The organism is Streptomyces sp. Tek67B01, assembly GCF_055231995.1.
The window spans coordinates 3,504,412-3,529,269 of record NZ_JBUYUY010000001.1 but is presented as its reverse complement, the minus strand read 5'-3'; the positions used below and the strand labels follow the sequence as shown (position 1 = coordinate 3,529,269).

General features: G+C 72.1%; 20 protein-coding genes, 4 tRNA genes and 1 other RNA gene. 12 read left to right on the top strand and 13 right to left on the bottom strand.

Annotation, left to right across the window (positions count from 1 at the left end):
- Positions 1–51: 51 nt before the first annotated feature.
- The 5 genes from ACV7NM_RS15845 to ACV7NM_RS15825 all read right to left on the bottom strand — a co-directional run bounded on the left by ACV7NM_RS15845 (position 52) and on the right by ACV7NM_RS15825 (position 5,321).
- A complete protein-coding gene (locus ACV7NM_RS15845; protein WP_463410875.1) occupies positions 52–654 on the bottom strand; it encodes a scabin-related ADP-ribosyltransferase in 603 nt (200 codons plus the stop codon).
- Positions 655–779: 125 nt separating this feature from the next.
- Entirely contained in the window at positions 780–1,541 is a 762-nt protein-coding gene (locus tag ACV7NM_RS15840; protein WP_463410874.1) for an ATP-grasp domain-containing protein, read from the bottom strand.
- A gap of 96 nt (positions 1,542–1,637) precedes the next feature.
- On the bottom strand, positions 1,638–2,081 hold the full coding sequence (locus tag ACV7NM_RS15835) for a luciferase domain-containing protein (RefSeq protein WP_463410873.1): 444 nt from the start codon (positions 2,079–2,081) through the stop codon (positions 1,638–1,640).
- 487 nt (positions 2,082–2,568) lie between these two features.
- A complete protein-coding gene (locus ACV7NM_RS15830) occupies positions 2,569–4,989 on the bottom strand; it encodes a helicase-associated domain-containing protein (RefSeq protein ID WP_463410872.1) in 2,421 nt (806 codons plus the stop codon).
- Positions 4,990–5,236: 247 nt separating this feature from the next.
- Positions 5,237–5,321 (bottom strand) — tRNA-Ser (locus tag ACV7NM_RS15825).
- Between the two features lie 108 nt (positions 5,322–5,429).
- Here ACV7NM_RS15825 and ffs point away from each other — a divergent pair.
- From ffs to ACV7NM_RS15795, 6 genes are all read left to right on the top strand, one after another.
- An RNA gene (gene ffs / locus ACV7NM_RS15820) (signal recognition particle sRNA small type) lies at positions 5,430–5,528 on the top strand.
- Positions 5,529–5,594: 66 nt separating this feature from the next.
- The gene (locus tag ACV7NM_RS15815) at positions 5,595–7,874 is read left to right on the top strand and encodes a DNA polymerase III subunit gamma and tau (protein ID WP_463410871.1); all 2,280 of its coding nucleotides are present in this window, start codon (positions 5,595–5,597) and stop codon (positions 7,872–7,874) included.
- Positions 7,875–7,934: 60 nt separating this feature from the next.
- Positions 7,935–9,188 carry a phosphoribosylamine--glycine ligase gene (gene purD, locus ACV7NM_RS15810; RefSeq protein WP_463410870.1) on the top strand — a complete coding sequence of 418 codons (1,254 nt, stop codon included), beginning with the start codon at positions 7,935–7,937 and terminating at the stop codon, positions 9,186–9,188.
- A gap of 277 nt (positions 9,189–9,465) precedes the next feature.
- Positions 9,466–11,073, top strand: coding sequence for a M48 family metalloprotease (locus ACV7NM_RS15805; protein ID WP_463410869.1), 1,608 nt, complete (start codon positions 9,466–9,468; stop codon positions 11,071–11,073).
- A 161-nt stretch (positions 11,074–11,234) separates the two neighbouring features.
- A complete protein-coding gene (locus tag ACV7NM_RS15800) occupies positions 11,235–12,713 on the top strand; it encodes a N,N-dimethylformamidase beta subunit family domain-containing protein (RefSeq protein ID WP_463410868.1) in 1,479 nt (492 codons plus the stop codon).
- A gap of 76 nt (positions 12,714–12,789) precedes the next feature.
- Positions 12,790–13,752: a phosphoribosylaminoimidazolesuccinocarboxamide synthase gene (locus ACV7NM_RS15795; RefSeq protein ID WP_463410867.1), complete on the top strand. Its 963-nt coding sequence runs from the start codon at positions 12,790–12,792 to the stop codon at positions 13,750–13,752.
- A 47-nt stretch (positions 13,753–13,799) separates the two neighbouring features.
- On the opposite strand, the gene ACV7NM_RS15790 is transcribed toward ACV7NM_RS15795, so the two are convergent.
- From ACV7NM_RS15790 to ACV7NM_RS15765, 6 genes are all read right to left on the bottom strand, one after another.
- A tRNA-Gly gene (locus ACV7NM_RS15790) sits at positions 13,800–13,872 on the bottom strand.
- A 22-nt stretch (positions 13,873–13,894) separates the two neighbouring features.
- Complete coding sequence (locus ACV7NM_RS15785) at positions 13,895–14,506, bottom strand: response regulator (RefSeq protein ID WP_463410866.1); 612 nt, start codon at positions 14,504–14,506, stop codon at positions 13,895–13,897.
- Complete coding sequence (locus ACV7NM_RS15780) at positions 14,503–15,744, bottom strand: sensor histidine kinase (RefSeq protein WP_463413955.1); 1,242 nt, start codon at positions 15,742–15,744, stop codon at positions 14,503–14,505. The genes ACV7NM_RS15785 and ACV7NM_RS15780 overlap by 4 nt, the downstream gene beginning before the upstream one ends.
- Positions 15,745–15,834: 90 nt before the next feature.
- Positions 15,835–15,907 (bottom strand) — tRNA-Gly (locus tag ACV7NM_RS15775).
- 80 nt (positions 15,908–15,987) lie between these two features.
- Positions 15,988–16,059: transfer RNA gene (locus ACV7NM_RS15770), tRNA-Gly, on the bottom strand.
- An 88-nt stretch (positions 16,060–16,147) separates the two neighbouring features.
- Positions 16,148–16,465 (bottom strand): histone-like nucleoid-structuring protein Lsr2, encoded by a 318-nt coding sequence (locus ACV7NM_RS15765; RefSeq protein WP_136210573.1) that lies wholly within the window; start codon positions 16,463–16,465, stop codon positions 16,148–16,150.
- Between the two features lie 349 nt (positions 16,466–16,814).
- On the opposite strand from ACV7NM_RS15765, the gene purS reads away from it, so the two are divergent.
- From purS to ACV7NM_RS15740, 5 genes are all read left to right on the top strand, one after another.
- The gene (purS, locus tag ACV7NM_RS15760) at positions 16,815–17,060 is read left to right on the top strand and encodes a phosphoribosylformylglycinamidine synthase subunit PurS (RefSeq protein ID WP_042801325.1); all 246 of its coding nucleotides are present in this window, start codon (positions 16,815–16,817) and stop codon (positions 17,058–17,060) included.
- A gap of 2 nt (positions 17,061–17,062) precedes the next feature.
- Positions 17,063–17,743: a phosphoribosylformylglycinamidine synthase subunit PurQ gene (purQ, locus tag ACV7NM_RS15755; RefSeq protein ID WP_463410865.1), complete on the top strand. Its 681-nt coding sequence runs from the start codon at positions 17,063–17,065 to the stop codon at positions 17,741–17,743.
- Complete coding sequence (gene purL, locus ACV7NM_RS15750) at positions 17,740–19,989, top strand: phosphoribosylformylglycinamidine synthase subunit PurL (RefSeq protein WP_463410864.1); 2,250 nt, start codon at positions 17,740–17,742, stop codon at positions 19,987–19,989. Before purQ ends, purL begins: the two co-directional genes overlap by 4 nt.
- A 111-nt stretch (positions 19,990–20,100) precedes the next feature.
- Positions 20,101–20,892 (top strand): maleylpyruvate isomerase family mycothiol-dependent enzyme, encoded by a 792-nt coding sequence (locus tag ACV7NM_RS15745; RefSeq protein WP_463410863.1) that lies wholly within the window; start codon positions 20,101–20,103, stop codon positions 20,890–20,892.
- 38 nt (positions 20,893–20,930) lie between these two features.
- Complete coding sequence (locus ACV7NM_RS15740; protein ID WP_463410862.1) at positions 20,931–21,440, top strand: META domain-containing protein; 510 nt, start codon at positions 20,931–20,933, stop codon at positions 21,438–21,440.
- 4 nt (positions 21,441–21,444) lie between these two features.
- On the opposite strand, the gene ACV7NM_RS15735 is transcribed toward ACV7NM_RS15740, so the two are convergent.
- Entirely contained in the window at positions 21,445–22,890 is a 1,446-nt protein-coding gene (locus ACV7NM_RS15735; RefSeq protein WP_463410861.1) for a sulfatase family protein, read from the bottom strand.
- A 178-nt stretch (positions 22,891–23,068) separates the two neighbouring features.
- On the bottom strand, positions 23,069–23,164 hold the full coding sequence (locus tag ACV7NM_RS15730; protein ID WP_386391725.1) for a putative leader peptide: 96 nt from the start codon (positions 23,162–23,164) through the stop codon (positions 23,069–23,071).
- Positions 23,165–23,311: 147 nt separating this feature from the next.
- Here ACV7NM_RS15730 and purF point away from each other — a divergent pair, with 147 nt between their 5' ends.
- A complete protein-coding gene (purF, locus tag ACV7NM_RS15725) occupies positions 23,312–24,829 on the top strand; it encodes an amidophosphoribosyltransferase (protein ID WP_463410860.1) in 1,518 nt (505 codons plus the stop codon).
- Positions 24,830–24,858 lie beyond the last annotated feature (29 nt).

Here is a 24,858-nt window from a genome sequence, read left to right as displayed (position 1 = left end):
CCCCGTGAAGATCCTCCCCGCCGGGGCGGGACGCCGGCCGCTTCCGGGCCGCTACCGGAGGGCGGTGACCGGCTCCAGGACGAGCGGCGCGAAGCGGTCGTTCTGCTTGCAGCCGAGGTTCTCGTAGGTGTTGACCTTCGTGGCCGGGTCGGTGGAGACGAGGTGGAACTTGCAGGCGCCCTTGATGTAGCGACCCTCGACCCCGCCCGGGAAGTCGATCTCCTTGTTCCAGAGGTAGGGCGATTCGTAGTGGTTGAGGTGCGCGGTGGCGTTCACGTCGATGCCGCCGGGGGCCTCGATCTCGTACACCCATCCCGTCTTGGCCGAGCCGTACGTGGCGAACTTCTGGGCCACCCACTTCTCACAACTGGTGCTCAGGTGGGCGCTGTTCTGCCCGCCGCCCTTGACGATGTAGTCGGCCAGCGGGATCAGTTCGTCACCGCGGGGCGTGAAACCCGTCCTGAAGAGCTCGTCGACGTTCTCCCGGGTGTCGCCGCGCCAGAGGGTGTTGGTGTCGTCGCGCCACTGCCAGTTCTCGTCCAGGGAGGTGGCCGCGACGGCTTGGGCGAGACGGCGACGGCGGAGACGACGGAAACGGCGGCGAGTACGCGCAGAGCGGCCTGCAGCATGGTGGGAGCCCATCCGGTAGGTCAACAGGACGGGCCCTTTATAGACGCGGTCCCTCCCCACTCGGCCGACCCCGGCCCGCCGTCCACCCGCACGGACGGAACAGTCTTACTGGCGAAAGTATTTGCCACTCGGTCCCGGGGCACGAGCCGTCAGTCCTCCCGCTCCCCTTCGCGTACGAACGGCAGGTCGGGCCCGGCCACCCGGGCCAGCGGGCCCCCGGACCGCAGCACCACGTCCAGGACGCCCGCGATCGGCGCGGCGTAGCAGTTCGCGTACCAGGCCATGTTCGCCTCGACCACCGCCCAGCGGCCACCCGCGGTGAGCCCGACGTCCACGACGACCCCGCTGGGCAGCCCGGTCCCGCCCAGGTCCTCCGCGAAGCGCCGTACCTCGCCGGAGCGTGGATCGGCGCCGAGCGGTGCGCAGTCCAGCCGTCCGTACACGGCGTACCGGCTCGCGGCGGCGATCTCCCCGTCCAACAGGAACAGCCGGTACTCGGCGGCGAACTCCACCACCTCGGACACCAGTACCGGCGTTCGCGCGTCCGGCCCGGGCGGCAGGTGGGACCCGTCCGGGTACACGGACGCCGGGAACGACTTCTCCCGCGGCGGTTTCACGAATGCCGGACCCGCCGAGCCGCGCGCCGCGCCGAGGGTGGTCAACCGGACGCGCCGACCGGTGAGACGTTCCGGCAGTCGCGCGAGCCAGTCGTCCGGCGGCTCCAGCAGCCCGAGCCCCAGCCCGGCCCCGACGCGCCCGGCGGCCCGCGGCCCCCCGCGCCAATACACCTCGCCCCGCGGCCCACCGACGGTCCCCCGCACCTCCATCCCCCGCCGCGCGGCCTCCGCGCACAACAGCTCGGCGGTACTACCGCGCGGCCCGGGCACCAAGAACACCGAGTCAGCGACCATGCCCCCATTCTGTCGGGGCATCAGGGCAGGACTCCTTCGGGTGGGACGACGTCGCCTACTCCTGAACCACCGCGCCGATCGGCGGTGGCGGGTGTTTCACCGCGCGCCGACCGCGTACCGGTAGGAGTACTGGATGATCTTCCAGACCGTTTCCAGCTCCGCCGAGGTCCTGGGCCCGTAGACGAGCGTCACGTCTTGGACCGGGTGGTGCACGCCCCAGCCCGTGGAGATGACCTCGTCCTCGGCCTCCTTCGGCAGGGTGAGGTGGAGCGAGCCGTCGTGGTGGGGATGGATGTGGGCCCACTCCCGACCGCGCTGGAAGGCCTCGGCGGGCCCCGTGCCGATGCCCTCGGGCAGGTGGAGCGCACGGGCGTGCGGCACCGAGACGAGCGTGGGGGCCATGTACACGTAGGGCAGCGAGCGCATCCGCCCCCACAGCTCCTCCTGGAGCATGATCGGGGAGATCTGGGAGCCCTGGCCGTGCGGGGCCGGGCCGAAGACCCTCGGGGCCGCGCCTTCGCGGGGAGTCAGGGTGAGCATGGCGGTGTTCCTTTCCGGCCGGGCCGGTGAGCCGGGCCCCGGCGTGAATGGTCGACGGACGTGCAGCATGTGCGCCTCACGCTCTTGCCTTGGTGGAGAGCCGGTGGAGGACGTGGCGGAGCCCGGTGACGACTTCGGAACTGAGACCGCGTGCGGTCGGCCGGGCTGCCCTCCAGGTCCCGCTCGTGGCGGTTCTCGGCCTTGACCGTGGTGAACCCGGGCACCGCGCTTCGCGGCGAGGTGTGGGTCCGCGCACTGCACAACCGGTGGGCCGCGCCCCGTCGTCGTCCTCGCCGTCAACCGGATCGCGGAACCGCTCGCTTCGGTGACGGTCGCGCCGATCACCGGCACGCCCGGCCCGCAGGTCACCCATGTTCCGATCGGGCCTGACACCGGATCGACGAAGTACGACGAGTCGTACACGTGTGGAGGACTCGGTTCGTCCGATCCTCGGGCCGCGGCGCTGACCCCGTGTGTGCGGCCCGCCCTACACCGGCATGACGCCGTGGATGCGGGACAGTGTGAAGACTCGTTCGGCGTCCCGCAGATGGCACCACGCTTCGAGGTAGGGCGGGTCGAGTTCGAGGCGGCTGAGGGTACGGACGGTGCGGCTGCCCGAGGCGGCGACGTATTCGACCGTGATGGCGGTGCCGGCGTCGAGGGCGTGGCCGAGCTGGCGGACGTCGGCGTACGTCAGCTGCCTGGCGTACCCGGCGACGATCTCCTCGGTATCCGTCCCGAAGGGGACTCCGGTGCCCAAGGGATCGGGCTCCGGGGCGGTTGGCGGGGCGTTCAGCAGCCGGGCCGCCAATGTGTGTGAGTCGACGACCATCGACGCCTCTGCCGCCCGGTGCGCCACGCGTCCTGCGCCGGCCCTCGAGGAGGCCCTTCGCGGCGTCGGAACAGCGGCGGCCCGCCGAGCAGGGAGCTTCTCGATGCGTACGGTCCCGTCCGCGGCCTCGGCGACGGGGGCATAGCCCTGGTCCCGGAGCGCGGCAAGGGTCTGGTCGGGCGTGCCGGCGCTGAGGAGCACCGTCGGCGCGAGCCGCCGCAGCCCGAGCGGCGCGAGTCCTCGGTGGGCGGCGAGTTCTGCCAAGAGCGCCGGTTCGTCGCCGTGGATGACGCAGGCGGCGGGGGCGATGCGTACCCGGCCGTGACGGCGTGCGGCATCGGCGATGAGGCAGGACAACGGCTGGGGCAGGGGCCCTGCCGCGATGGCGGCCAGCTCGGCCGAGACCTCGTCCGGAGTGCGGCCGGCGTCCAGGGCCCGTCGCATGCTGTTGGCGCTGAACCGCCATACCGAGGCCGTCCCGCTGGTCTCCCGGTCCGCGGTCGCATCCAGGAGCTCGGCGAGGCGTGCCGCGGGCGTGCCGCTGACGACGGCCGTGAGGTCGCCGCCGAGCCGGGCCGTGCCGGTGGCCTCGGGCAGCAGTCGCCGGCACTCGGCGGCCAGTTCCTCGGCGTCACCGGCCGGCAGAGCCGCGCCGAGCGGGGAAACGGAGCCTCGGGCGATGACGCCCAACAACTCGGCCTCGCGGACCGCGGTGGCGAATGGTGTCTCGTCCTGGCACGACGGGTGGGCGAGCGGACGGTGCCATGCCACGAGCGCGCCCAGATCCGTGGCGACCCGCGCGCCCCGCCCCTCCGGGAGCCGTGCCGCCGCGGCGAGGAGCCCACCGCGCGCTTGCAGGCAGCCGTCGCAGGGAGGTGCTCCGGCCAGGGCGGGGAGTGCCTTGCCGTCCTCGTCGAGGGCCTGGGACGGGGTGAGCGGCAGCTTCCACCATGCCTGGAGCAGCACGGCGAACTGGTCCGCGGGTTCCTGCGCCGCCCAGGCGTCGTACGCCTCGGTGGGCGTGACGCGGGGTCCGTCCGCGGCCAGTAGCCCGGCCGAGTACGCGCTCTCCAAGGCGATGCGCACCACGACGTCAATGGCATGTGCGGCCTTGCCGATCCGGCCCAGTTCACGTGCGCCGATCCCACCGGACTTCAGCCGGGCCGGTGGAGCCGCCGAGCAGACCGACAGGACCGAGGCGGCGTGGGCCGCGAAGGCCGTGGCTGCCGCCGCTGCCTCTCGGTTCACCTCCACAGCGGTGACGGACACCAGCTCCGTGGCGGGCGGTACGGGTTGGAACGGGGCATGCCAGTCGGGCCCGCGCAACGCCAGCGCCACCTCGGCGGGCATGCGGTCCCTCCCGTATCCGCGGCGATCGCGGACGAGGAAGCCCCGGTCCAAGGCCCATCGCACGCCCGGTCGGGAATCGGCCTCGGAGGCCCCGAACACGATGAACTCCGTCTGCGGCGACACCGACTTCGCTCGCCGCTGAAGCAGCTCCCGGGAGGCAGCAGGGGCCTTCGCGATCAGGGAGGCCACGCGCTCCGGATCGCCGTGGTGTTCCAGGACGGCGGCCGCGCGCTGCTGCCTGGTGCTGACCGGCTTGATGCCCAGTGCCACGAGCATGCCGCGCAGTTCCTCGGAGGTCACGCCTTCCAGCAACTTCTCCAGCGGAGCGTCCAGCCCCAGGGGGGTGTCCCATGCGTTCCGCAACGGCGCGGCCATGTGGAGATCTCCGTCACCGTCCGGCCAGACCAGCGCGTGATCGGCCAGAGCCTCCAATACGACGTCGAGTTCCCGGGCGGCGGCGGGCGCCGTCGCTCCCAGCGCCCTCGCCAGGTCCCCGCGCGACAAGCTCCCCAAGGCGGCCAGCGTTTCGGCTACCTGCACGCACGGGAGCGGGAGCTGAGACAGAGCGAGCGCCACCGACCCCGGCCGCTGAAGGCGTTCCGCCACTTCCCCCAACGATCGGGGCTCCGGAGAGGCCACAGCGTCCTTGCGCGCCACGAGGACGCGTGCCAGCCGCGCGCCGTCGAGACCGGCCAGCCAGGCGGTCAGCGTGGATCGGGACGTCATGACAGCACCTCGCCGGGCCGGGAAGGGAGAAGAGGGCCGGATCCGGCCCGCACCGGGACCAGGATCGCGCATTCCATCGGGTCCGCGGGTGCCGTACGGACGGGTTCACCCGGGGCGAGCGGTGAGGGCCGATTGTCGACGGTCTCGACATGCCGCCCGACGTGTGGTGAATGTCGAGACCCGGGGATGCCGAAGACCCCGGTCGCTGACGCGATCCGGGGTCTTCGTGTGCCCTTGCGGGCGGGTGCGGAGGATACGAGATTCGAACTCGTGAGGGGTTGCCCCCAACACGCTTTCCAAGCGTGCGCCCTAGGCCACTAGGCGAATCCTCCGCCGCAAACAATACAAGACGTTGAGGGGTGCTCGCGAACGTGATCGCCGGCCGGAGGTCGCGGTGGGAGGCGGGTCGATTCCGGGGGGTTCCATCCGCTAGGGTGGGGCCCAGCCCCTCACGTGGCGCTATCTCACCCAACTCCCCCAGGGCCGGAAGGCAGCAAGGGTAAGTGGGCTCTGGCGGGTGCGTGGGGGGCGCTTTGCGTTCCGGGGCCGGGGCGCGGGCATCGGACGGGCCGCCGTTGTCGGTGGGCCCGGATAACCTCGTAGTCGTGTCGTCCCTTGCGCTGTACCGCCGCTACCGCCCCGAGTCGTTCGCCGAGGTCATCGGACAGGAGCATGTCACTGTCCCCCTGATGCAGGCCCTGCGGAACAACCGGGTCAATCACGCGTACCTGTTCAGCGGGCCGCGCGGCTGCGGCAAGACCACCAGCGCGCGCATCCTCGCCCGGTGCCTGAACTGTGAGCAAGGTCCCACTCCCGATCCCTGCGGGCAGTGCCAGTCCTGTCGCGACCTCGCGCGCAACGGCCCCGGGTCGATCGACGTCATCGAGATCGACGCCGCCTCGCACGGTGGTGTGGACGACGCCCGTGACCTGCGGGAGAAGGCCTTCTTCGGGCCGGCCTCCAGCCGATACAAGATCTACATCATCGACGAGGCCCACATGGTCACCTCGGCGGGCTTCAACGCCCTGCTGAAGGTGGTCGAGGAGCCGCCGGAGCACCTCAAGTTCATCTTCGCCACGACCGAGCCGGAGAAGGTGATCGGGACGATCCGGTCCCGGACGCACCACTATCCCTTCCGGCTCGTGCCCCCCGGCACCCTGCGCGATTACCTCGGCGAGGTCTGCGGACGGGAGGGAGCCACCGTCGAGGACGGGGTGCTGCCGCTCGTGGTGCGGGCCGGCGCCGGGTCGGTGCGCGACTCGATGTCCGTGATGGACCAGCTGCTCGCGGGCGCCGCCGAGCAGGGTGTGACGTACGCCATGGCGACCTCCCTGCTCGGATACACGGAGGGCTCGCTGCTGGACTCGGTGATCGACGCCTTCGCCGCCGGGGACGGGGCCGCCGCCTTCGAGGTCGTGGACCGTGTCGTGGAGGGCGGGAACGACCCGCGCCGGTTCGTCGCCGACCTGCTGGAACGGCTGCGCGACCTGGTGATCCTGGCCGCCGTGCCCGATGCGGGAGAGAAGGGCCTCATCGACGCGCCCGCCGATGTGGTCGAGCGCATGCAGGCCCAGGCCTCCGTGTTCGGCGCGGCCGAGCTGTCGCGGGCCGCCGACCTGGTCAACACCGGGCTCACCGAGATGCGGGGGGCCACCTCGCCCCGGCTCCAGTTGGAGCTGATCTGCGCCCGGGTGCTGCTGCCCGCCGCCTTCGATGACGAGCGGTCCTTCCAGGCCCGGCTCGACCGGCTGGAGCGGAGCGGGTTCGCCGGGCCCGGTATGGCCTCCGCGCCCGTCGGGACGCCGGCCGTGCCGGCCATGGGGTACGTTCCCGGCCCCGAGGCCCACCCGATGGCTCCGGCCGGTCCCGCCGGGGGCGTCGCCGCGGCGCGTGCCGCCGTACGGCCCCCGGAAGCCGAGCCGCAGGAGCAGCAGCCACACGCGCAGGCGCAGCCGCAGCCCGAGCCCGGCCCCCAGGCCACCCCCGCCCCCGCCCCTACTCCCGCTCCCGTACAGCAGCCCGCGGCCCCCGCCCCCGGTGCCTGGCCCGGGGCCGCGCAGCCGGGCGGTGGCGCCGCCGCGCCCGGGGCCTGGCCGGGAGCCGCCACCCCGGCCGGCCCCGCCACCCCGGCCGCCCCCGCCGCCGGTGCCTGGCCCACCGCCGCGTCCGCGTCCGCCCCGGCCGGTCCCGCCACCCCCGCCGCCGGTGCCTGGCCCACCGCCGCGTCCGCGTCCGCCCCGGCCGCCGCGCCCACCCCCTCCACCCCCGCCCGGCAGCCCGCCGCACCGGCAGCCGCGCCCTCGCCGGGGATGGCGGCCGGCGTCGGCCAGGTGCAGGCGATGTGGCCCGGAGTGCTGGAGGCGGTCAAGAACCGCCGACGCTTCACCTGGATCCTGCTCAGTCAGAACGCCCAGGTCACCGGCTTCGACGGGACGACCCTCCAGCTCGGCTTCCCCAATGTCGGCGCCCGCGACAACTTCGCCAGCAGTGGCAGCGAAGACGTCCTGAAGGCGGTCCTGGCCGAACAGTTCCAGGTCCACTGGAAGATCGACGCGGTGGTGGGAGGCGGCGGAGGCCAGCCGGCCGGGTCTGCCCCGACCTCGTACACGCCGCCCCCGGCCCCCGCGTCGCCCCCGCATCAGCCCTCGGCCCCGCAGCAGCAGTCCGCGTACCAGTCGGCCCCGCAGCACCCGCAGCCCCAGCAGCACCAGCAGGCGCCGCCCCCGTCACAGCCTCCGGCGCAGCAGGCGCCGCCGCCGGTCGCCCCCGAGGACGACGTCCCCGAGGAGGACGACCCCGATCTCGTCGAGAGCGCGCTGACCGGACACGACCTGATCGTGCGCGAGCTCGGAGCCACCGTCATAGAGGAATACACGAACGAGTAGAGGCTCGTAATTGGGTGGCCGCACGAAGCCGGTCCGGCCGGCCGGGCTAGGCTGCACGACGTGAAGGTCCTCGTCATCGGCGGCGGCGCCCGCGAACACGCCCTGTGCCGCTCTCTGTCCCTCGACCCCGACGTCAACGCGCTGTACTGCGCTCCCGGCAACGCCGGCATCTCCGAGGTGGCCGAGCTGCGCCCGGTCGACGCCCTCGACGGCGAGGCCGTGGCCCGCCTGGCCACCGAACTCGGTGCCGACCTGGTAGTCGTCGGCCCGGAGGCCCCTTTGGTCGCCGGTGTCGCCGACGCCGTCCGCGCCGTCGGCATCCCCGTCTTCGGCCCGTCCGCCGAGGCGGCGCGGCTGGAGGGCTCCAAGGCCTTCGCCAAGGACGTGATGGCCGCGGCCGGGGTCCCGACCGCCCGCAGCTACGTCTGCACCACCCCGCAAGAGGTGGACGCCGCCCTCGACGCCTTCGGCGCGCCGTACGTCGTCAAGGACGACGGCCTCGCGGCGGGCAAGGGCGTCGTGGTCACCGAGGACCGGGCCGCGGCCCGCGCGCACGCGCTCGCCTGCGACCGCGTCGTCATCGAGGAGTTCCTCGACGGGCCCGAGGTGTCCCTCTTCGCCATCACCGACGGCGTGACCGTGCTCCCCCTCCAGCCCGCGCAGGACTTCAAGCGCGCGCTCGACGGGGACGAGGGCCCCAACACCGGAGGCATGGGCGCGTACTCCCCGCTGCCCTGGGCCGACCCCAAGCTGGTCGACGAGGTCATGGAGAGCGTCCTCCAGCCGACCGTGGACGAGCTGCGCCACCGCGGCACGCCCTTCTCCGGGCTCCTCTACGCCGGACTCGCGATCACCTCGCGCGGCGTCCGCGTCATCGAGTTCAACGCCCGGTTCGGCGACCCCGAGACCCAGGTGGTCCTGGCCCGGCTGCGCACCCCGCTGGCGAGCGTGCTGTTGAACGCCGCCCAGGGCACCCTGCACGCGGAGCCCGCGCTCAGCTGGCGCGAGGACGCGGCCGTCACGGTCGTGATCGCCTCGCACAACTATCCCGACACCCCTCGTACCGGCGACCCGATCGAGGGCCTGGCCGAGGTGGCCGCCGAGGACGCCCCCGATGCCTACGTCCTGCACGCCGGGACGCGCCGCGAGGGCGACGCCGTCGTCAGCGCGGGTGGTCGGGTGCTGTCGGTGACGGCGACCGGTTCCGATCTGGCGCAGGCGCGCGAGCGGGCGTATAAGGCCGTCGCGCGGATCAGGCTCGACGGCTCGCAGCACCGCACGGACATCGCGGCCAAGGCGGCCGAGCGCCGCTGAGCAGCGGTTCCAGGTTCCTCGCGGGCCCGGGTGAGCAGAGCGCGCCCGGGCCCGCGCGTGCGAGTGCATCCAGCCGCGTTCGAAGGCGGCCAGCTTTACCCAAAGCCATTCCATCGGGTGATCGTGCCGCGGTCTGCCTGACGTCCGGCCCCGCCCCAACTAGGGTGCGGCGCAAGCATTCCGGCACATGGCCCACCGGCATTGCGATGTCAGTGGCGGGTGTCACAGTGGGGGAGTGAGCAAAGCCGCCGCAGGGCAGAGGGGGTGAGGTCCGGCCGTGTCCGGAATCGGTTCGATCGCTGAAGTGGGCGTGCCGTCCGCGCGTTCCCGCGCCCTCGCCGTGCTGCGGGTGCGCAGCAGGGCGCTGGCCGTCGTGCTGCTCCCGGCCGCCGTCGCCGTGGTGCTCGTGGCCGCCCGGATTACGGGCCGGCTGGCCGGTGGTCCCTGGCCCGCCGTGACCCTCGTCGTCTGTGTGGTCGCCGCGCTGGTGCTGCTCGTCGGCGGAACCTTCGCCGCGGTGGTGCTCCGCGCGGGCCCGGCGCTGACCCCGACCGTGCCGTTGTCGGAGGCGGCCGCGCCCGACCTCTATCGGTTGGTGCGGGACCTCGCCGACCGGATGGACGTCCCCGCGCCCTCCGCGATAGCCCTGACACCGGACTGCGACAGTTGGCTGGAGGACCGGACGCACCCGGCCCACAGACGGTCGGGCATCGCGGCGGGCCGACCGGAGTCAGAGCCCGGCGCCGCCCCCGTGCTGGTGATCGGCTCGCCGTTCCTGTGGTGGATGCGGGTCGCGGAGCTCCGCGCCGTGCTGGCGCCCGTCATCGCCGGTACCGGCCCTTCCGCGCATCCGGACATAGCCGACGCGCGCGGCTTCGTACGCGGGCTGGACGCCGCTGTGGATGTGGGGTCCCGGCGTGGGCTGGGCTGGGTCGCCCGGCCCGCGAGGCTGCTGTTGCGGCTGTGCCGGGTGGACGCGGCGGAGATGGAGCGTGGTGTGGCCGCCGCCGCCTCGGACCGCGCCCAGGACGTGGACTACGGGCTGCGCATCACGGCCCAGGAGCAGGTCGGTCTCGCCTACGCGGGCTGGGACCGGCTGCTCACCCGGGTCGCGCTGCCGGCCTGGCGCATGGGACGGTGGCCGGCGCGGCTCGATGCCGGGGTGGTCTCCGCGCTGACCGAGCTGTCCCGGCGGGACCGGCTGGCCGAAGGTTTCACCTCCCGGCTGGGCGAGCGACCCGCCTGCGATCTCCTGGAGCAGCCGGGCGCGGTGGACGAGGCCGCTTCGCTGTTGGCCGCGCGGCTGTTCCACGGCGGTCCGGGGGAGGCGGGGCCGCAGTGGTCGCCCGTGGACTGGGCGGAGTACCCCGAGCAGGTCGTGGACCGCAAGTGGCGCCTGGAGGCGGCCCGGCTGCACACGGCCCTCGACGCGCTGGCCGTGCCCGCGGGGCCGCCGGTGGAGCGGGTCCTGGGCTTCCTCACCGGCACCGCCGGGCAGGGCGCCGAAGCGGCGGCGCGCGGGGAGTCGCTGGCCGGGTACCTGGCCCAGGAGGAACGGTCCGTCGGAGGCGGGTCGGAGCCGGCAGGGGGCTCGGCGCGGGCCGCCGACGCGATGCCCCTGTTCCCGCTCCAGGAGCCGAGGAGCGGGCGGGACCTGTTGACCGACCACGTGACGGCGCTGGTGTGTTGCGCGGCGGTGGACTCCGCCCGGGCGGAGCCGGGCCTGGACTGGCTGGACGGCCCGGTGCTGCGAGTGGCGGGCGAGCGGCGCTCGGACCTCGCGCCGAGCGTGCTCTGCCTGGTGGAGGACGGCGACCCGGAGCCCCTGCGGGCGTGGCTCGCGAAGATCGGCGTACGCCCGGAGAAGCCGGTCCGGCTCGTCTAGGCCCTCTCGCCGTCACCGGTTCCCGCGTGCGGGCGGCGCTCCCCCGACAAGTTGAATTCGCGAAGGTCTTTTCGCGACGAACGGTGACGGAGCGCGTGCTTTATGTGATGTGCTGGGAAGCCGTGGATGTACGTTCGGGGACGAGGGAGGGGAGCAACGGTATGGCTACGGACCAGATCCGGCGGTGGGAGTCGGGTGCGCTCGCGCACGCGGTGACCGATCCCTTCGGCCAGGGTCCGCTGCCCTGGTTCCGGGGCAGCGAGCTGTATTTCGACGACACCGGTCACGTCGTGCCCTGGTACGTCGACCCGGCCGTCGCTCCCGGACAGATCCCCCGCGCCCGCAGCAACGGCGGTCCCCGCACCGCCGATGACGTCCACCGGCAGATCAAGGGCTTCGCGTCCACCGGTGCCGTCGCTCCCGGCGAGGCCATCGACTTCCACATCACCGTCGATCCGCCCCAGCAGTTCTCCGTCGACATCTACCGCATCGGCCATTACGGCGGCGACGGCGCCAGCAAGATCCATTCGAGCCCCCGCCTCTCCGGCATCGTCCAGCCGGCCCCGCTCACCGCCGACCGCACGGTCTCCTGTCACCACTGGTGGCTGTCGTGGCGGCTCCAGGTGCCCTCGTACTGGAGCGTCGGCGCGTACGTCGCGGTCCTCACCACCGCCGACGGCTACCGGTCCCACATCCCCTTCACGGTCCGGGACGACCACCGCGCCGATCTGCTCCTGCTGCTGCCCGACATCACCTGGCAGGCCTACAACCTCTACCCGGAGGACGGCCGCACCGGCGCGAGCCTCTACCACGCCTGGGACGAGGAGGGCCGACTGCTGGGGGAACAGGACGCGGCCACCACCGTGTCCTTCGACCGCCCGTACGCGGGCGCCGGCCTGCCCCTCCATGTGGGCCACGCCTACGACTTCATCCGCTGGGCCGAACGCTACGGATACGACCTGGCCTACGCCGACACCCGCGACCTCCACGCCGGCCGCGTCGACCCCACCCGCTACCGGGGCCTGGTCTTCCCCGGCCACGACGAGTACTGGTCGGCGCCCATGCGCCGCACCGTCGAGCGCGCCCGGGAGCACGGCACCTCCCTGGTGTTCCTCTCCGCCAACACCATGTACTGGCAGGTCGAGCTCGGCCCGTCGCCCTCCGGGGTCCCCGACCGCCTCCTCACCTGCCGAAAACGCCGTGGCCCCGGCCGACCCGGCCTGTGGCGCGAGGTCGACCGCCCGGAGCAGCAACTGCTCGGCATCCAGTACGCGGGCCGGGTCCCCGAACCCGCGCCCCTCATCGTCCGCAACGCCGGCCACTGGCTGTGGGACTCCACCGGTGCCGTCGAGAACGACGAACTCGACGGTCTGGTCGCCGGCGAGGCCGACCGGTACTTCCCGCGCACCCAGTTGCCCGAGCACCAGGACCGGATACTCCTCGCGCACTCGCCGTACCGCGACAGCGAGGGCGCCAAGCGCCATCAGGAGACGTCCCTCTACCGGGCGCCCAGCGGCGCCCTCGTCTTCGCGTCCGGGACCTTCGCCTGGTCCCCCGCGCTCGACCGCCCGGGCCATGTCGACGAGCGGGTGCAGCGCGCCACCGCCAACCTCCTCGACCGGATCTGCAAGCGGGACTGACACGACCCCCAGTCGGGCCGCCCGGCCCGGTACGGGACAATGGGGTCGCGCTCGTACAGAACCACAGGGAGACCCCGTGTCCGGATTCGTCGAAAAGCCCGAGCCGGTTCAGGTGCCCGGCCTCGTCCACCTCCACACCGGGAAGGTCCGCGACCTCTACCGCGACGAGGACGGCAACCTCGTCATGGTCGCCAGCGACCGGATGTCCGCCTTCGACTGGGTGCTGCCCACCGAGATCCCTGACAAGGGGCGCGTCCTCACCCAGCTCTCCCTGTGGTGGTTCGACCAGCTCGCGGACCTCGTCCCGAACCATGTGATCAGCACGGACCTGCCCGCCGGCGCCCCCGCCGACTGGGCAGGCCGCACGACGGTCTGCCGCAACCTCGACATGGTCCCCGTCGAATGCGTGGCCCGCGGCTACCTCACCGGTTCCGGCCTCGCCGAGTACCGGCAGACCCGCACCGTCTGCGGACTCGCGCTTCCCGAGGGGCTGGTCGACGGCTCCGAGCTGCCCGCCCCGATCTTCACCCCGGCCGCCAAGGCCGAGGTCGGCGAGCACGACGAGAACGTCTCCTACGAGGAGGTCGCGCGCACCGTCGGCGCCGAGACGGCGGCGGCACTGCGCCAGCTGACCCTCGCCGTCTACAGCCGCGCCCGGGACATCGCCCGGGACCGAGGGATCATCCTCGCCGACACCAAGTTCGAGTTCGGTCACGCGGCCGACGGCTCCCTCGTCGCCGCCGACGAGGTGTTGACCCCCGATTCCTCGCGCTTCTGGCCCGCCGACCAGTGGGAGCCGGGCCGCACGCAGTTCTCCTACGACAAGCAGTACGTGCGGAACTGGTTGAACTCCCCCGCCTCGGGCTGGGACCCGAAGGGCGAACTCCCGCCGCCGGCGCTGCCGCGCGAGGTCGTCGAGCAGACCCGCGCGAAGTACATCGAGGCCTACGAGCGACTCACCGGCCTCAGCTGGGCCGCCCAACACGGCGCGCAGACGCGCTCCGCGTCCGAGGCGGCGCCCGCGACCCCCGAGTCCTGAACACGAAGAAGCCCCCCGGTCCTCGGACCGGGGGGCTTCCCACATTGAGCGGACAACGCGACTCGAACGCGCGACATCCACCTTGGCAAGGTGGTGCTCTACCAACTGAGCTATGTCCGCAGGCGCCGTAGCGCGGTACCCACTATACCCAACCCCGCTCCCGTGCGAGACGCACCGCCGTGTGCCGGTTCTCCGCCCCCAGCTTCGTCGCCGCCGAGGACAGGTAGTTCCGTACCGTCCCCGGGGACAGGCGCGCCCGCTCCGCGATCTCCGCGATCGGCGCCCCGTCCCCGGCCAGTTCCAGCACTTCCGCCTCGCGGGCGGTCAGCGGCGAATCCCCCGCGCTGATCGCGTCGGCCGCCAACTCGGGGTCCACGTAACGCCCTCCGGCCTGCACGGTCCGGATCAGTTCGGCCAGCCGCTGTGCCGAGACGGTCTTGGGCACGAAGGCCCGGACACCGGCCGCCAGGGCCCTCTTGAGGTGACCGGGACGGCCGTGGCTCGTCACGATCATGACCTTGCAGTCCGGGAGTTCGGACCGCAGTGATGTGGCCACACTCACACCGTCCGCACCGGGCATCTGGAGGTCCAGGACCGCGATGTCCGGCCGGTGGGCCCGGGCCATGGCGAGCGCCTCCGGTCCCGTGGCCGCCTCCGCGACGACCAGCAGGTCGTCCTCCAGCGCCAGCAGCGCGGCCAGCGCCCCGCGGATCAGGTGCTCGTCGTCGGCCAGCAGGACCCGTACGGGGTTCACGCGCCCACCTCCGTCGTCCGCGCGCCGGGGATCCGCGCGACGAGCCGGAACCGGCCGCCCTCCACCGGTCCGGCCCGCAGGGCGCCGTCCACGACCGCGAGCCGCTCGCGCAGCCCGGCGAGCCCCGACCCGGGCGGCCCGGCGGGAGCCCCGGCGCGGACGCCGTCGTTCTCCACCAGCAGCGTCAGCGCGCCGTCCGGCCCTTCCTCGGCCGACAGTCGGATCAGGCAGCTACTGGCGTCCCCGTGCCGCAGCACGTTGGTGGTCGCCTCCCGGACCACCCAGCCCAGCGCGGACTGCACGTCGGCCGGCAGTGCGCGCCCGGCGTCGAACTCGACCCGGCAGTCCATCCCGGCGGCGCTCAGCACCCCCCGCGCCCCCTCCAATTCGACCGCCAGGTCCGCTCCCCGGTAGCCGCGCACGACGTCCCGCACCTCCCGCTGGGACTCGCGCGCGATCCGCTGCACCTCGATCATCTGGTCCACCGCCTCCGGACGTTCCCGTCGGGCCAGTTGCACGGCCAGCTCGCTCTTGAGGGCGATCACGGCGAGGTTGCGGCCCATCACATCGTGCAGGTCCCGCCCGAACCGCAGCCGCTCCTCGGCCACCGCCAACCGCGCCTGGTACTCCCGCGAGCGCTCCAGCTCGCGCACGGTCCGCAGCAGCCACGCGGAGAAGCCGCAGGCGACGCTGAGGAAGAGACCGCTCGCCAACACCCCGATGGCGCACCCGAGGGAGACGCCCGCCGGGAGGCCCGTGGCGAACGAGGCCCCACCGGTGAGGACGGCCGCGCAGAGCGGCGCGTAGGTCATGTGCCGGACCCGTTCGAGGCACAGGACGAACGATCCGCAGGCGAAACCGGTCATGCCGATCATCGGGGCCGGGACCACGGCCTCGTCCATACGGCCCGTCTTCACCAGGAGGAGGGCGGTGAGGCAGGCGGCGCCCGTGAAGACCGCCGTCGCGATCGTGAGCCGCACCGGGCGCGCACGGCGCCCGGTGAGCCAGTCCAGGGCCCGGGAGGAGAGGAACCCGACGAGCACGGCCTGTACGCACACCAGCAGGAACAATCCGCCGGCGACGGGCCAGGAGGAGCGCGTGGGGTCTTGCCCGGCCGCGGACGCGAGGACGCCCAGGCCGAAGGACGCGACTTCGAGCACCACGAAGGAGTGGAACGACCAGCGGGTGTACAGCTCGACCTTGCCCGCGCTGCCGCGGTTGCGCCACCACCCGGTCATCTTGGGCACGTCCCCGCCTCCCGAGTTCCCGGCCACCCCGACACCACATACGACAAAGGCCCTGATCGATGATCAGGGCCTTTGCGACTGAGCGGACGACGCGACTCGAACGCGCGACATCCACCTTGGCAAGGTGGTGCTCTACCAACTGAGCTACGTCCGCATGCTCGCCACGGCACGAGTGCCGTCGCGGTGCGTGCAACACTCTACCCGATCCACAACCGTGGCCGGTAAAGCGTGCAGAGCGGGTGACAGGGATTGCACACTGCGCCTCCCCCCTGGAAGGGGGGTGTTCTGCTACTGAACTACACCCGCACGACCTTCGGGGCTTTGACCTGCGGTCTGGCCCCTCGGCGTGATCCACACATTAGCCGATCGGAGGGGGTGGATGGCAAATCCGGGGTCAGTGGGCAGCGTTGTAGGCCTCGTAGACCCGCTTCGGGATGCGGCCGCGCGGCGGCACGTCGTGGTCGTGGGACCGGGCCCAGGCGCGGACGGCGGCCGGGTCGGGGGCGATGCTGGTGTGCCGGTACGCCTTGCCCGAGCGGGCCTGCCTGCGGCCGGCGGCCACGTAAGGCGCCAGGCTCTTCCGCAGTTTCTTTGCGTTGGCCGGATTGAGGTCGATCTCGTACGACTTACCGTCCAGGGCGAACGAGACCGTTTCCGCCGCTTCTCCGCCGTCGATGTCATCGGAGAGCGTGACTACTACGCGCTGCGCCACGGATATCGGTCCCTTCGTGCGAGGTCACCACGTGCTGACGTGCGGTGATGTCGCCTGTGTGGATGTTTCGGAGCAATGCGTCAATCCGTCCCGGTCGCGGGGTGAAAAATGTCCGCGAGTCGACGGATTCCTTTGTACCGCGATTCTCATTGAATTGCGAAGCCCAGTTAATTCTCTCCGCGTGTCCGGCCGCAATGCCGGGCGAGTGGTTTTCCGGTGGATTTTGCGAAGCGTTGGTGAAGCCCAAACGGCGCGCCAGTGGGGGCGAGAGATATCTACCCGCGTAGAAATTTCGGACGGGTACGCTGGAGGAACCGCCTTCGCACCAACCACCACACGGGAGTGCCCGATGGCACGCGTCGTAGTCGACGTCATGCTCAAGCCGGAGATCCTCGACCCCCAGGGCCAGGCGGTGCAGCGTGCACTGCCGCGCCTGGGCTTCGACGGGATCGCCGACGTCCGCCAGGGGAAGCGCTTCGAACTGGAGGTGGAGGGACCGGTCGACCAGGCCGCCCTCGACCGCATCCACAAGATGGCCGAAACGTTCCTCGCCAACACCGTCATCGAAGACTTCACCGTGAAGGTCGAGGCCTGACGGTGACCACTCGCATCGGAGTCGTCACGTTCCCCGGAACGCTCGACGACCGTGACTCGCTGCGCGCCGTGCGCCTCGCCGGAGCCGAGCCCGTCTCGCTGTGGCACCGCGACAAGGACCTCCACCAGGTCGACGCGGTCGTCCTCGCGGGCGGCTTCTCCTACGGGGACTACCTGCGCGCCGGGGCCATCTCCCGCTTCTCGCCGGTGATGGAGACCATCATCGACCAGGCGAAGGCAGGCATGCCCGTCCTGGGCATCTGCAACGGCTTCCAGGTCCTGACGGAGGCGCACCTGCTGCCGGGGGCGATGCTCCGCAACAACCACCTGCACTTCATCTGCCGCGAGCAGAAGCTGCGCGTGGAGAACGCGGGAAGCGCGTGGACCGGCGACTACAGCGCCGGCCAGGAGATCTCCATCCCGCTCAAGAACATGGACGGCCGCTACACCGCCGACGAGCGCACGCTCGACGAACTGGAGGCCGAGGGTCGAGTGGCCTTCCGGTACCTCGACGCGAACCCGAACGGCTCGCTCCGTGACATCGCCGGCATCACCAACGCCGCCGGCAACGTCCTAGGCCTGATGCCGCACCCCGAGCACGCGGTCGAGCCGCTGATCGGAACCGGCCGCACCGACGGCCTCCCGTTCTTCACGTCGGTCCTGAAGAAGCTGGTTTCCGCATGACCCTCGATACCGTCAAGAACGCCACCGGCACCCCGGACGCGGCGCAGCCGTGGAAGGAACTCGGCCTCAAGGAGGACGAGTACGCCCGCATCCGGGAGATCCTCGGCCGCCGCCCCACGGGCGCCGAGCTGGCCATGTACTCCGTCATGTGGTCCGAGCACTGCTCGTACAAGAGCAGCAAGGTCCACCTGAAGCAGTTCGGCGAGAAGGCCCCCGAGAACACGGCCATGCTCGTCGGGATCGGCGAGAACGCCGGCGTCGTCGATGTCGGCCAGGGCTACGCGGTCACCTTCAAGGTCGAGTCGCACAACCACCCCTCGTACATCGAGCCCTACCAGGGCGCGGCCACCGGCGTCGGCGGCATCGTCCGCGACATCCTCGCCATGGGCGCCCGCCCGGTCGCCGTCGTGGACCCGCTTCGCTTCGGCGCGGCCGACCACCCCGACACCAAGCGCGTCCTGCCCGGCGTGGTCGCGGGCATCGGCGGCTACGGCAACTGCCTGGGCCTGCCGAACATCGGCGGCGAGGTCGTCTTCGACGCCTGTTACCAGGGCAACCCGCTGGTCAACGCCGGGTGCATCGGCGTGATGAAGCACGAGGACATCCACCTCGCCAAGGCGTCCGGCCCCGGCAACAAGGTCATCCTCTACGGTGCCCGCACCGGCGGCGACGGCATCGGCGGCGTGTCCGTGCTGGCCTCGGAGACCTTCGACGACAGCAAGCCGACCAAGCGCCCCGCCGTCCAGGTCGGCGACCCCTTCCAGGAGAAGCTCCTCATCGAGTGCACCCTGGAGATCTTCAAGGAGAAGCTGGTAGCCGGCATCCAGGACCTCGGCGGCGCCGGGCTGTCCTGCGCCACCAGCGAGCTGGCCTCCGCCGGCTCCGGCGGCATGCGCGTCGAGCTGGACACCGTGCCGCTGCGCGACGCGACCCTCTCGCCCGAGGAGATCCTCATGAGCGAGTCGCAGGAACGCATGTGCGCGATCGTCGAGCCGCAGCACGTCGAGCGTTTCATGGAGATCTGCGAGAAGTGGGACGTCATCGCCACCGTCATCGGTGAGGTCACCGACGGCGAGCGTCTGGAGATCTTCTGGCACGGCGAGCAGATCGTGGACGTGCCCCCGGGCACCGTCGCCCACGAGGGCCCGGTCTACCACCGGCCCTACGCCCGTCCCGAGTGGCAGGACGCGCTCCAGGCGGACGACGCGGGGAAGCTGCCGCGTCCGGGGACCTCCGAGGAGCTGCGCGCGCAGGTCCTGGCGCTGGTCTCGTCCCCGAACCAGGCGTCGAAGTCCTGGGTCACCGACCAGTACGACCGTTTCGTGCAGGGCAACACGGTGCTCGCGCAGCCCGAGGACGCCGGCATGGTCCGCATCGACGAGGAGACCAACCTCGGCGTCGCGATGGCCACCGACGGCAACGGCCGCTTCGCGAAGCTCGACCCGTACACGGGCGCGCAGCTCGCGTTGGCGGAGGCGTACCGCAACGTCGCCGCGACCGGTGCCAAGCCGCTGGCGATCTCCGACTGCCTGAACTTCGGCTCCCCCGAGGACCCGGGCGTCATGTGGCAGTTCGCCGAGGCCACCCGGGGTCTCGCGGACGGCTGCCTGGAGCTGGGCACCCCGGTGACCGGTGGCAACGTATCGCTCTACAACCAGACCGGTGACATGGCGATCCACCCGACCCCGGTCGTGGCGGTCCTCGGTGTGATCGACGACGTCAACCGCCGTACGCCGATGGCGTTCGCGGAGGCCGGCCAGCTGCTGTACCTGCTGGGCGACACGGCCGAGGAGTTCGGCGGCTCGGCGTGGTCGCAGGTGGTCCACGACCACCTGGGCGGCATGCCGCCCAAGGTCGACCTCGGCCGCGAGAAGCTGCTCGGCGAGATCCTGATCTCGGCCTCGCGCGACGGCATGGTCGACGCCGCGCACGACCTGTCGGACGGCGGTGTGATCCAGGCGCTCACCGAGTCCTGCCTGCGCGGCGGCAACGGCGCGCGGGTCGTGGTCCCGGAAGGCCTGGACGCCTTCACCTTCCTGTTCTCCGAGTCCGCGGGCCGCGCCATCGTGGCGGTCCCGCGCAGCGAGGAGCTCCGCTTCACCGACATGTGCGGTGCGCGGGGCCTGCCGGCGACCCGCATCGGCGTGGTCGACGGTGAGGAGATCGAGGTCCAGGGCGAGTTCACGATCCCGCTCGCGGAACTGCGTACCGCCCACGAGGCGACGATCCCGGCTCTCCTCGCCTGAGACGTCCCCCTCCACGAGCCCCCGCCCGGCAGTTCCGGGTGGGGGCTCGTGCGTGCGCTCACCGTCCCGCGCACGCCGCGGGGCGTGCCGCGGCCGAAGTAGGGTCGGGCCATGCCGCCCGCCAAGAGGAAAACGCGTACCTACGACTCCGCCAAGATCCGCGCCGCCGTCACGGCCCAGTTCGACCATGTCGCGGACGCCGTACGGGAGCTGACCCCCGAGCAGCTGGCCCGGCCCAGTGGGCTCGGGCAGTGGACGGTCGGGGACCTGGCCGCGCACATCGCGTGGATCGCGGACTCGCTGGCCGCGGGTCTCGCCCGACCGCCCGCCGCCGTGCCGGAGTTGAGCGCCGTCGAGTGGCCCTCCGCCACCGGGTCGCTCGCCGGGAAGATCGCCGAGGCGGCCAAGGAGACCCTGCTCGGCGCGCCGCTGCCCGAGCTGTACGAGCGCGCCGGGGCGCGGCTGGCCGAACAACTCGCCGCGAACCCGGACCGCCGGGTGTTGAACCTGTGGATCGGGGCCATGACCCTCGGGGACTTCCTGGTCACCCGGACCGTTGAGTTGGTGGTGCACACCGATGACCTGAACCGGGCGGCGGGGCTGGACGTCCCGATCGAGCGGCAGGCCCTCGCCGCGTGCACCCGGCTGCTCGCCGACGCCCTCGCCTCGACCGCGCCGGGCGGCTCGGTCGAGGTACGTATCCCACCCTTCGCGGTGGTCCAGTGCGTGGAGGGGCCCCGCCACACCCGGGGTACCCCGCCGAACGTGGTCGAGACCGACCCGCTGACCTGGCTGCGGCTCGCGACGGGCCGCACCGGCTGGGCCGAGGCGGTGCGGGAGGCGCACGTACGGGCCAGTGGGGAGCGGGCGGACCTGTCGGCGCTGCTGCCCCTGATGAGCTGAGCGGGGAACCGGCCGGGCGGCCCGTCCGTCACAGGGACATGCGTACCCCACGCCCCTCGCTGCCCGCCGTCGCCTTGGCCCTCGTCCTGCTGCCGGCCGGCGCCACCGCCTGTGGAGCGCAGGACGCCACGCCCCGGCCCGTCCATTCCGGGACCGTCGACGGGAAACCCTCCCCGGACGCCGACGCCCCGCTGACGGCCACCTCCTGGATCGTCACCGCCTTGGACCGGAACGCCGAGCGCTCCCGCGTACCCGCCGACGCCGACGGGAGGGCCCGCTTCACCCTCGCCCCCGACGGCGCGGCGAGCGGGGGCCTCGGCTGCAACCGGTTCACGGCCAGGGCCACCGTCGAGGGCGCCTCGCTCACCTTCGGGCCGATCGCCTCGACCCGCATGGCCTGCGCGGGAGGCGCGGGCGAGGTCGAACGGGCCCTCACCGCCCTGTTCGGCTCCGGCCCGCTCGGTTGGCAGGTCCACGGCCGGACCCTCACCCTCACCGGGGCGGCCGGCTTCGGCTTGACCGCCGAGGCGGCCTCCGCGGCGGAGTGACGCCTCACGCCGGGTACGGCAGCAGCCCCGCGTTCGTCTTCTCCCACGCCGCCCGCAACCGGGCCAGCCGCTCAGGTTCCACGGCCGCCTTGTCGGCCTGCTCGCGCACGTCCCCGGCCAGGTCGAAGAGCTGGTCCCGGCCGCTCTTGCCCTGGTAGTACTTCCAGTCCCCGCGGCGCAGCGCCCGCTCCCCGCGCACCCGCCAGAACAGGTCCCGCTCCGCGAGCCGCTCCCCGCGCAGCAGGTACCCGGCGAGGCTCACCCCGTCCAGCGGGTACGCCGGGTGCGGTCGGGCGCCGGCCAGCTCCAGCACCGTCGCCGTCCAGTCCGGGCTGAACACCGGGACGTGGCTGACCTGACCGGCGTCCAGCCGGGCGGGCCAGCGCACGAGCGTCGGCACCCGGATGCCGCCCTCTTGCAGGGACGCCTTGTTGCCCGACAGCGGCCAGTTGTAGGAGAAGCGTTCGCCGCCGTTGTCGCTGGCGAAGACGACCAGGGTGTCCTCCTCCTGTCCCGACCGTTCGAGCGCCTTCAACACCTCGCCGACGGAGCGGTCCAGGTCCTCCACCATCTGCTTGTACTTCTCCACCGACCCGCCGTCCTGGTGCCAAAGCGCCCGGGGGTCGCCCGCCTTGATCCGCCGGACGATCTCGGCGCTCTCCGCGGTGTCGCCCTCCGCGATCCACGGCCAGTGCGGGGTGGTGAAGTTGAGGTTCAGCAGCCAGGGCTCGCCGTGGTGGTCGCGGGAGACGTACTCGCACGCCCGCTCGGTGATGATCCGCGTGAAGTAGCGCAGGTCCTTGTACTCGGCGTCGCCTTCGTACAGGTCGTACTCGCCGTTCAGGCCCAGCTTGGAGTAGTACTCCAGCGCCCCGCCGAAGTTGCCGAAGAACTCGTCCCAGCCCGAGCGGGTCGGGCTGTAGTCGGGCAGGTAGCCGCAGTGCCACTTGCCGATCAGCGCCGTGGCGTAGCCCGAGTCGCGCAGCAGCGAGGCCAACGTCGGATGCGTGGGCTCCAGTCCGGCCGACTTGTCCGCGATCGGCTCCGCCAGGCCGCCCTTCGTACGGCCCGGGTAGCGGCCCGTGTACAGACTGAACCGGGTCGGGGAGCAGGTCGCGGAACCCGAGTAGGCGTCGGTGAAGCGGACGCCCTGGCGGCCCAGCCGATCCAGGTTCGGGGTCTTGATGTGCGGGGAGCCGTACGAGGACAGGTCCGCCCAGCCGAGGTCGTCACCCAGGATGAACAGGACGTTCGGGCGCCGGGACTGGCGCCCGCGCGCCGCCCGGAACTCCTGCTCGCCGCGGGCGGCCTCCGGGGCCCGGGAGGCGGTGGCCTCCCGCGTCCGGGCCGCGGCGGGCGCCGAGCCGAGGCCGAGCGCGGCGGCGGCCGCACTCACACCGACCGCGCCGCCGAAGGCGCGCCGGGACAGGGGGGATTCGTACGTGGTCACAAGTACTCCAAGGCAGTGCCCGCCGGCCCGGCTCCGGGCGGCGCGGGACGGCGCACGACACGGCGGAACGGGCTCCGGCGGGGAGCGGGAAGAGGGAGCGCCAAACGGAGCGCGCAAGGGGAGCGCGCAAAGGGAGCGGGAAAGGGGCGCGAGAAGTGCGCGGGGAAGCGGCGTGTGACTACGCGCAGCAGCGACAGATGGCGCTCGCGACGCGGACCAGGTCCACGTGTCGGCGCTCGACGAGGGTGACGGCGCGGTCACCGAGGGGCTGCATGGGGCGAGAGCCTGTCGAATGCCCGCGTACCTGTCAACAAAGAGTTCCGGATACCGAGACGGAAGCGTCCCGTCACCCTCTGTGCTGTGACATTTCCCGGCCGTCCCCAATTCGGACCAGTGGTCGATCTCGCCTACACTCGGAAGCGTGCCTCGTGGTGATGGACGACTCAACCACGACCTGCTCCCCGGCGAAAAGGGCCCCCAGGACGCTTGCGGCGTCTTCGGTGTCTGGGCTCCGGGTGAAGAGGTCGCCAAGCTCACCTACTTCGGACTGTATGCACTGCAGCACCGCGGACAAGAGTCCGCGGGAATCGCTGTGAGCAACGGTTCCCAGATCCTCGTCTTCAAGGACATGGGCCTCGTTTCCCAAGTCTTCGACGAAACCTCTCTCGGCTCGCTCCAGGGTCATATCGCGGTCGGTCACGCCCGCTATTCGACCACCGGGGCCTCCGTCTGGGAGAACGCCCAGCCCACTTTCCGCGCGACCGCCCACGGCTCCATCGCCCTGGGTCACAACGGCAACCTGGTGAACACCGCCGAGCTCGCCGAGATGGTCGCCGACCTCCCCCGTCAGGACGGCCGTGCCACGCAAGTGGCGGCCACCAACGACACCGATCTGGTCACCGCCCTGCTGGCCGGCCAGACCGACGACGAGGGCAAGCCCCTGACCATCGAGGAGTCGGCAGCCAAGGTCCTGCCTCAGGTCAAGGGCGCGTTCTCGCTGGTCTTCATGGACGAGGGAACCCTCTACACCGCCCGTGACCCGCAGGGCATCCGCCCGCTGGTCCTCGGCCGCCTGGAGCGCGGCTGGGTGGTGGCGAGCGAGACCGCCGCCCTCGACATCTGCGGCGCCAGCTTCGTCCGTGAGGTCGAGCCGGGCGAGCTCATCGCGATCGACGAGAACGGTCTGCGAACCTCCCGATTCGCGGAAGCGAAGCCCAAGGGCTGTGTCTTCGAGTACGTCTACCTGGCGCGCCCGGACACCGACATCGCCGGCCGGAACGTCTACCTCTCGCGTGTCGAGATGGGTCGGCGCCTGGCCAAGGAAGCCCCGGTCGAAGCGGACCTGGTGATAGCGACGCCGGAATCCGGCACGCCCGCCGCGGTCGGCTACGCCGAGGCCAGCGGCATCCCGTACGGCTCCGGCCTGGTCAAGAACGCCTACGTGGGACGGACGTTCATCCAGCCCTCGCAGACGATCCGCCAGCTCGGCATCCGGCTCAAGCTCAACCCCCTCAAGGAAGTCATCCGGGGCAAGCGCCTGGTGGTGGTGGACGACTCGATCGTCCGCGGCAACACCCAGCGCGCCCTGGTCAAGATGCTCCGCGAGGCCGGCGCGGCCGAGGTCCACATCCGGATCTCCTCGCCGCCGGTGAAGTGGCCGTGCTTCTTCGGCATCGACTTCGCCACCCGGGCCGAGCTGATCGCCAACGGCATGACGGTCGACGAGATCGCCACGTCGCTCGGCGCCGACTCGCTCTCGTACATCTCGCTCGACGCGATGGTCGAGGCGACCACCATCCAGAAGCCCAACCTCTGCCGTGCCTGCTTCGACGGCGAGTACCCGATGGAGCTGCCCGACCCGCAGCTGCTCGGAAAGCAGCTCCTGGAGAGCGAGCTCGCGGGCGGCACCGACGCCGCCGACGCGCTCCGGCGCCCGTAGGACGCACCGGACCCGTCCCTTCCCATGGA

Excerpts from the sequence above, each read along its gene's own strand:
- ACV7NM_RS15730 (WP_386391725.1), bottom strand. The coding sequence starts at position 23,164 with ATGCAGCCCCTCGGTGACCGCGCCGTCACCCTCGTCGAGCGCCGACAC.
- ACV7NM_RS15745 (WP_463410863.1), top strand. The coding sequence starts at position 20,101 with ATGCCGCCCGCCAAGAGGAAAACGCGTACCTACGACTCCGCCAAGATC.
- ACV7NM_RS15800 (WP_463410868.1), top strand. The coding sequence starts at position 11,235 with ATGGCTACGGACCAGATCCGGCGGTGGGAGTCGGGTGCGCTCGCGCAC.
- purL (WP_463410864.1), top strand. The coding sequence starts at position 17,740 with ATGACCCTCGATACCGTCAAGAACGCCACCGGCACCCCGGACGCGGCG.
- ACV7NM_RS15740 (WP_463410862.1), top strand. The coding sequence starts at position 20,931 with ATGCGTACCCCACGCCCCTCGCTGCCCGCCGTCGCCTTGGCCCTCGTC.
- ACV7NM_RS15780 (WP_463413955.1), bottom strand. The coding sequence starts at position 15,744 with ATGACCGGGTGGTGGCGCAACCGCGGCAGCGCGGGCAAGGTCGAGCTG.
- ACV7NM_RS15840 (WP_463410874.1), bottom strand. The coding sequence starts at position 1,541 with ATGGTCGCTGACTCGGTGTTCTTGGTGCCCGGGCCGCGCGGTAGTACC.
- ACV7NM_RS15835 (WP_463410873.1), bottom strand. The coding sequence starts at position 2,081 with ATGCTCACCCTGACTCCCCGCGAAGGCGCGGCCCCGAGGGTCTTCGGC.
- ACV7NM_RS15830 (WP_463410872.1), bottom strand. The coding sequence starts at position 4,989 with ATGACGTCCCGATCCACGCTGACCGCCTGGCTGGCCGGTCTCGACGGC.
- purS (WP_042801325.1), top strand. The coding sequence starts at position 16,815 with ATGGCACGCGTCGTAGTCGACGTCATGCTCAAGCCGGAGATCCTCGAC.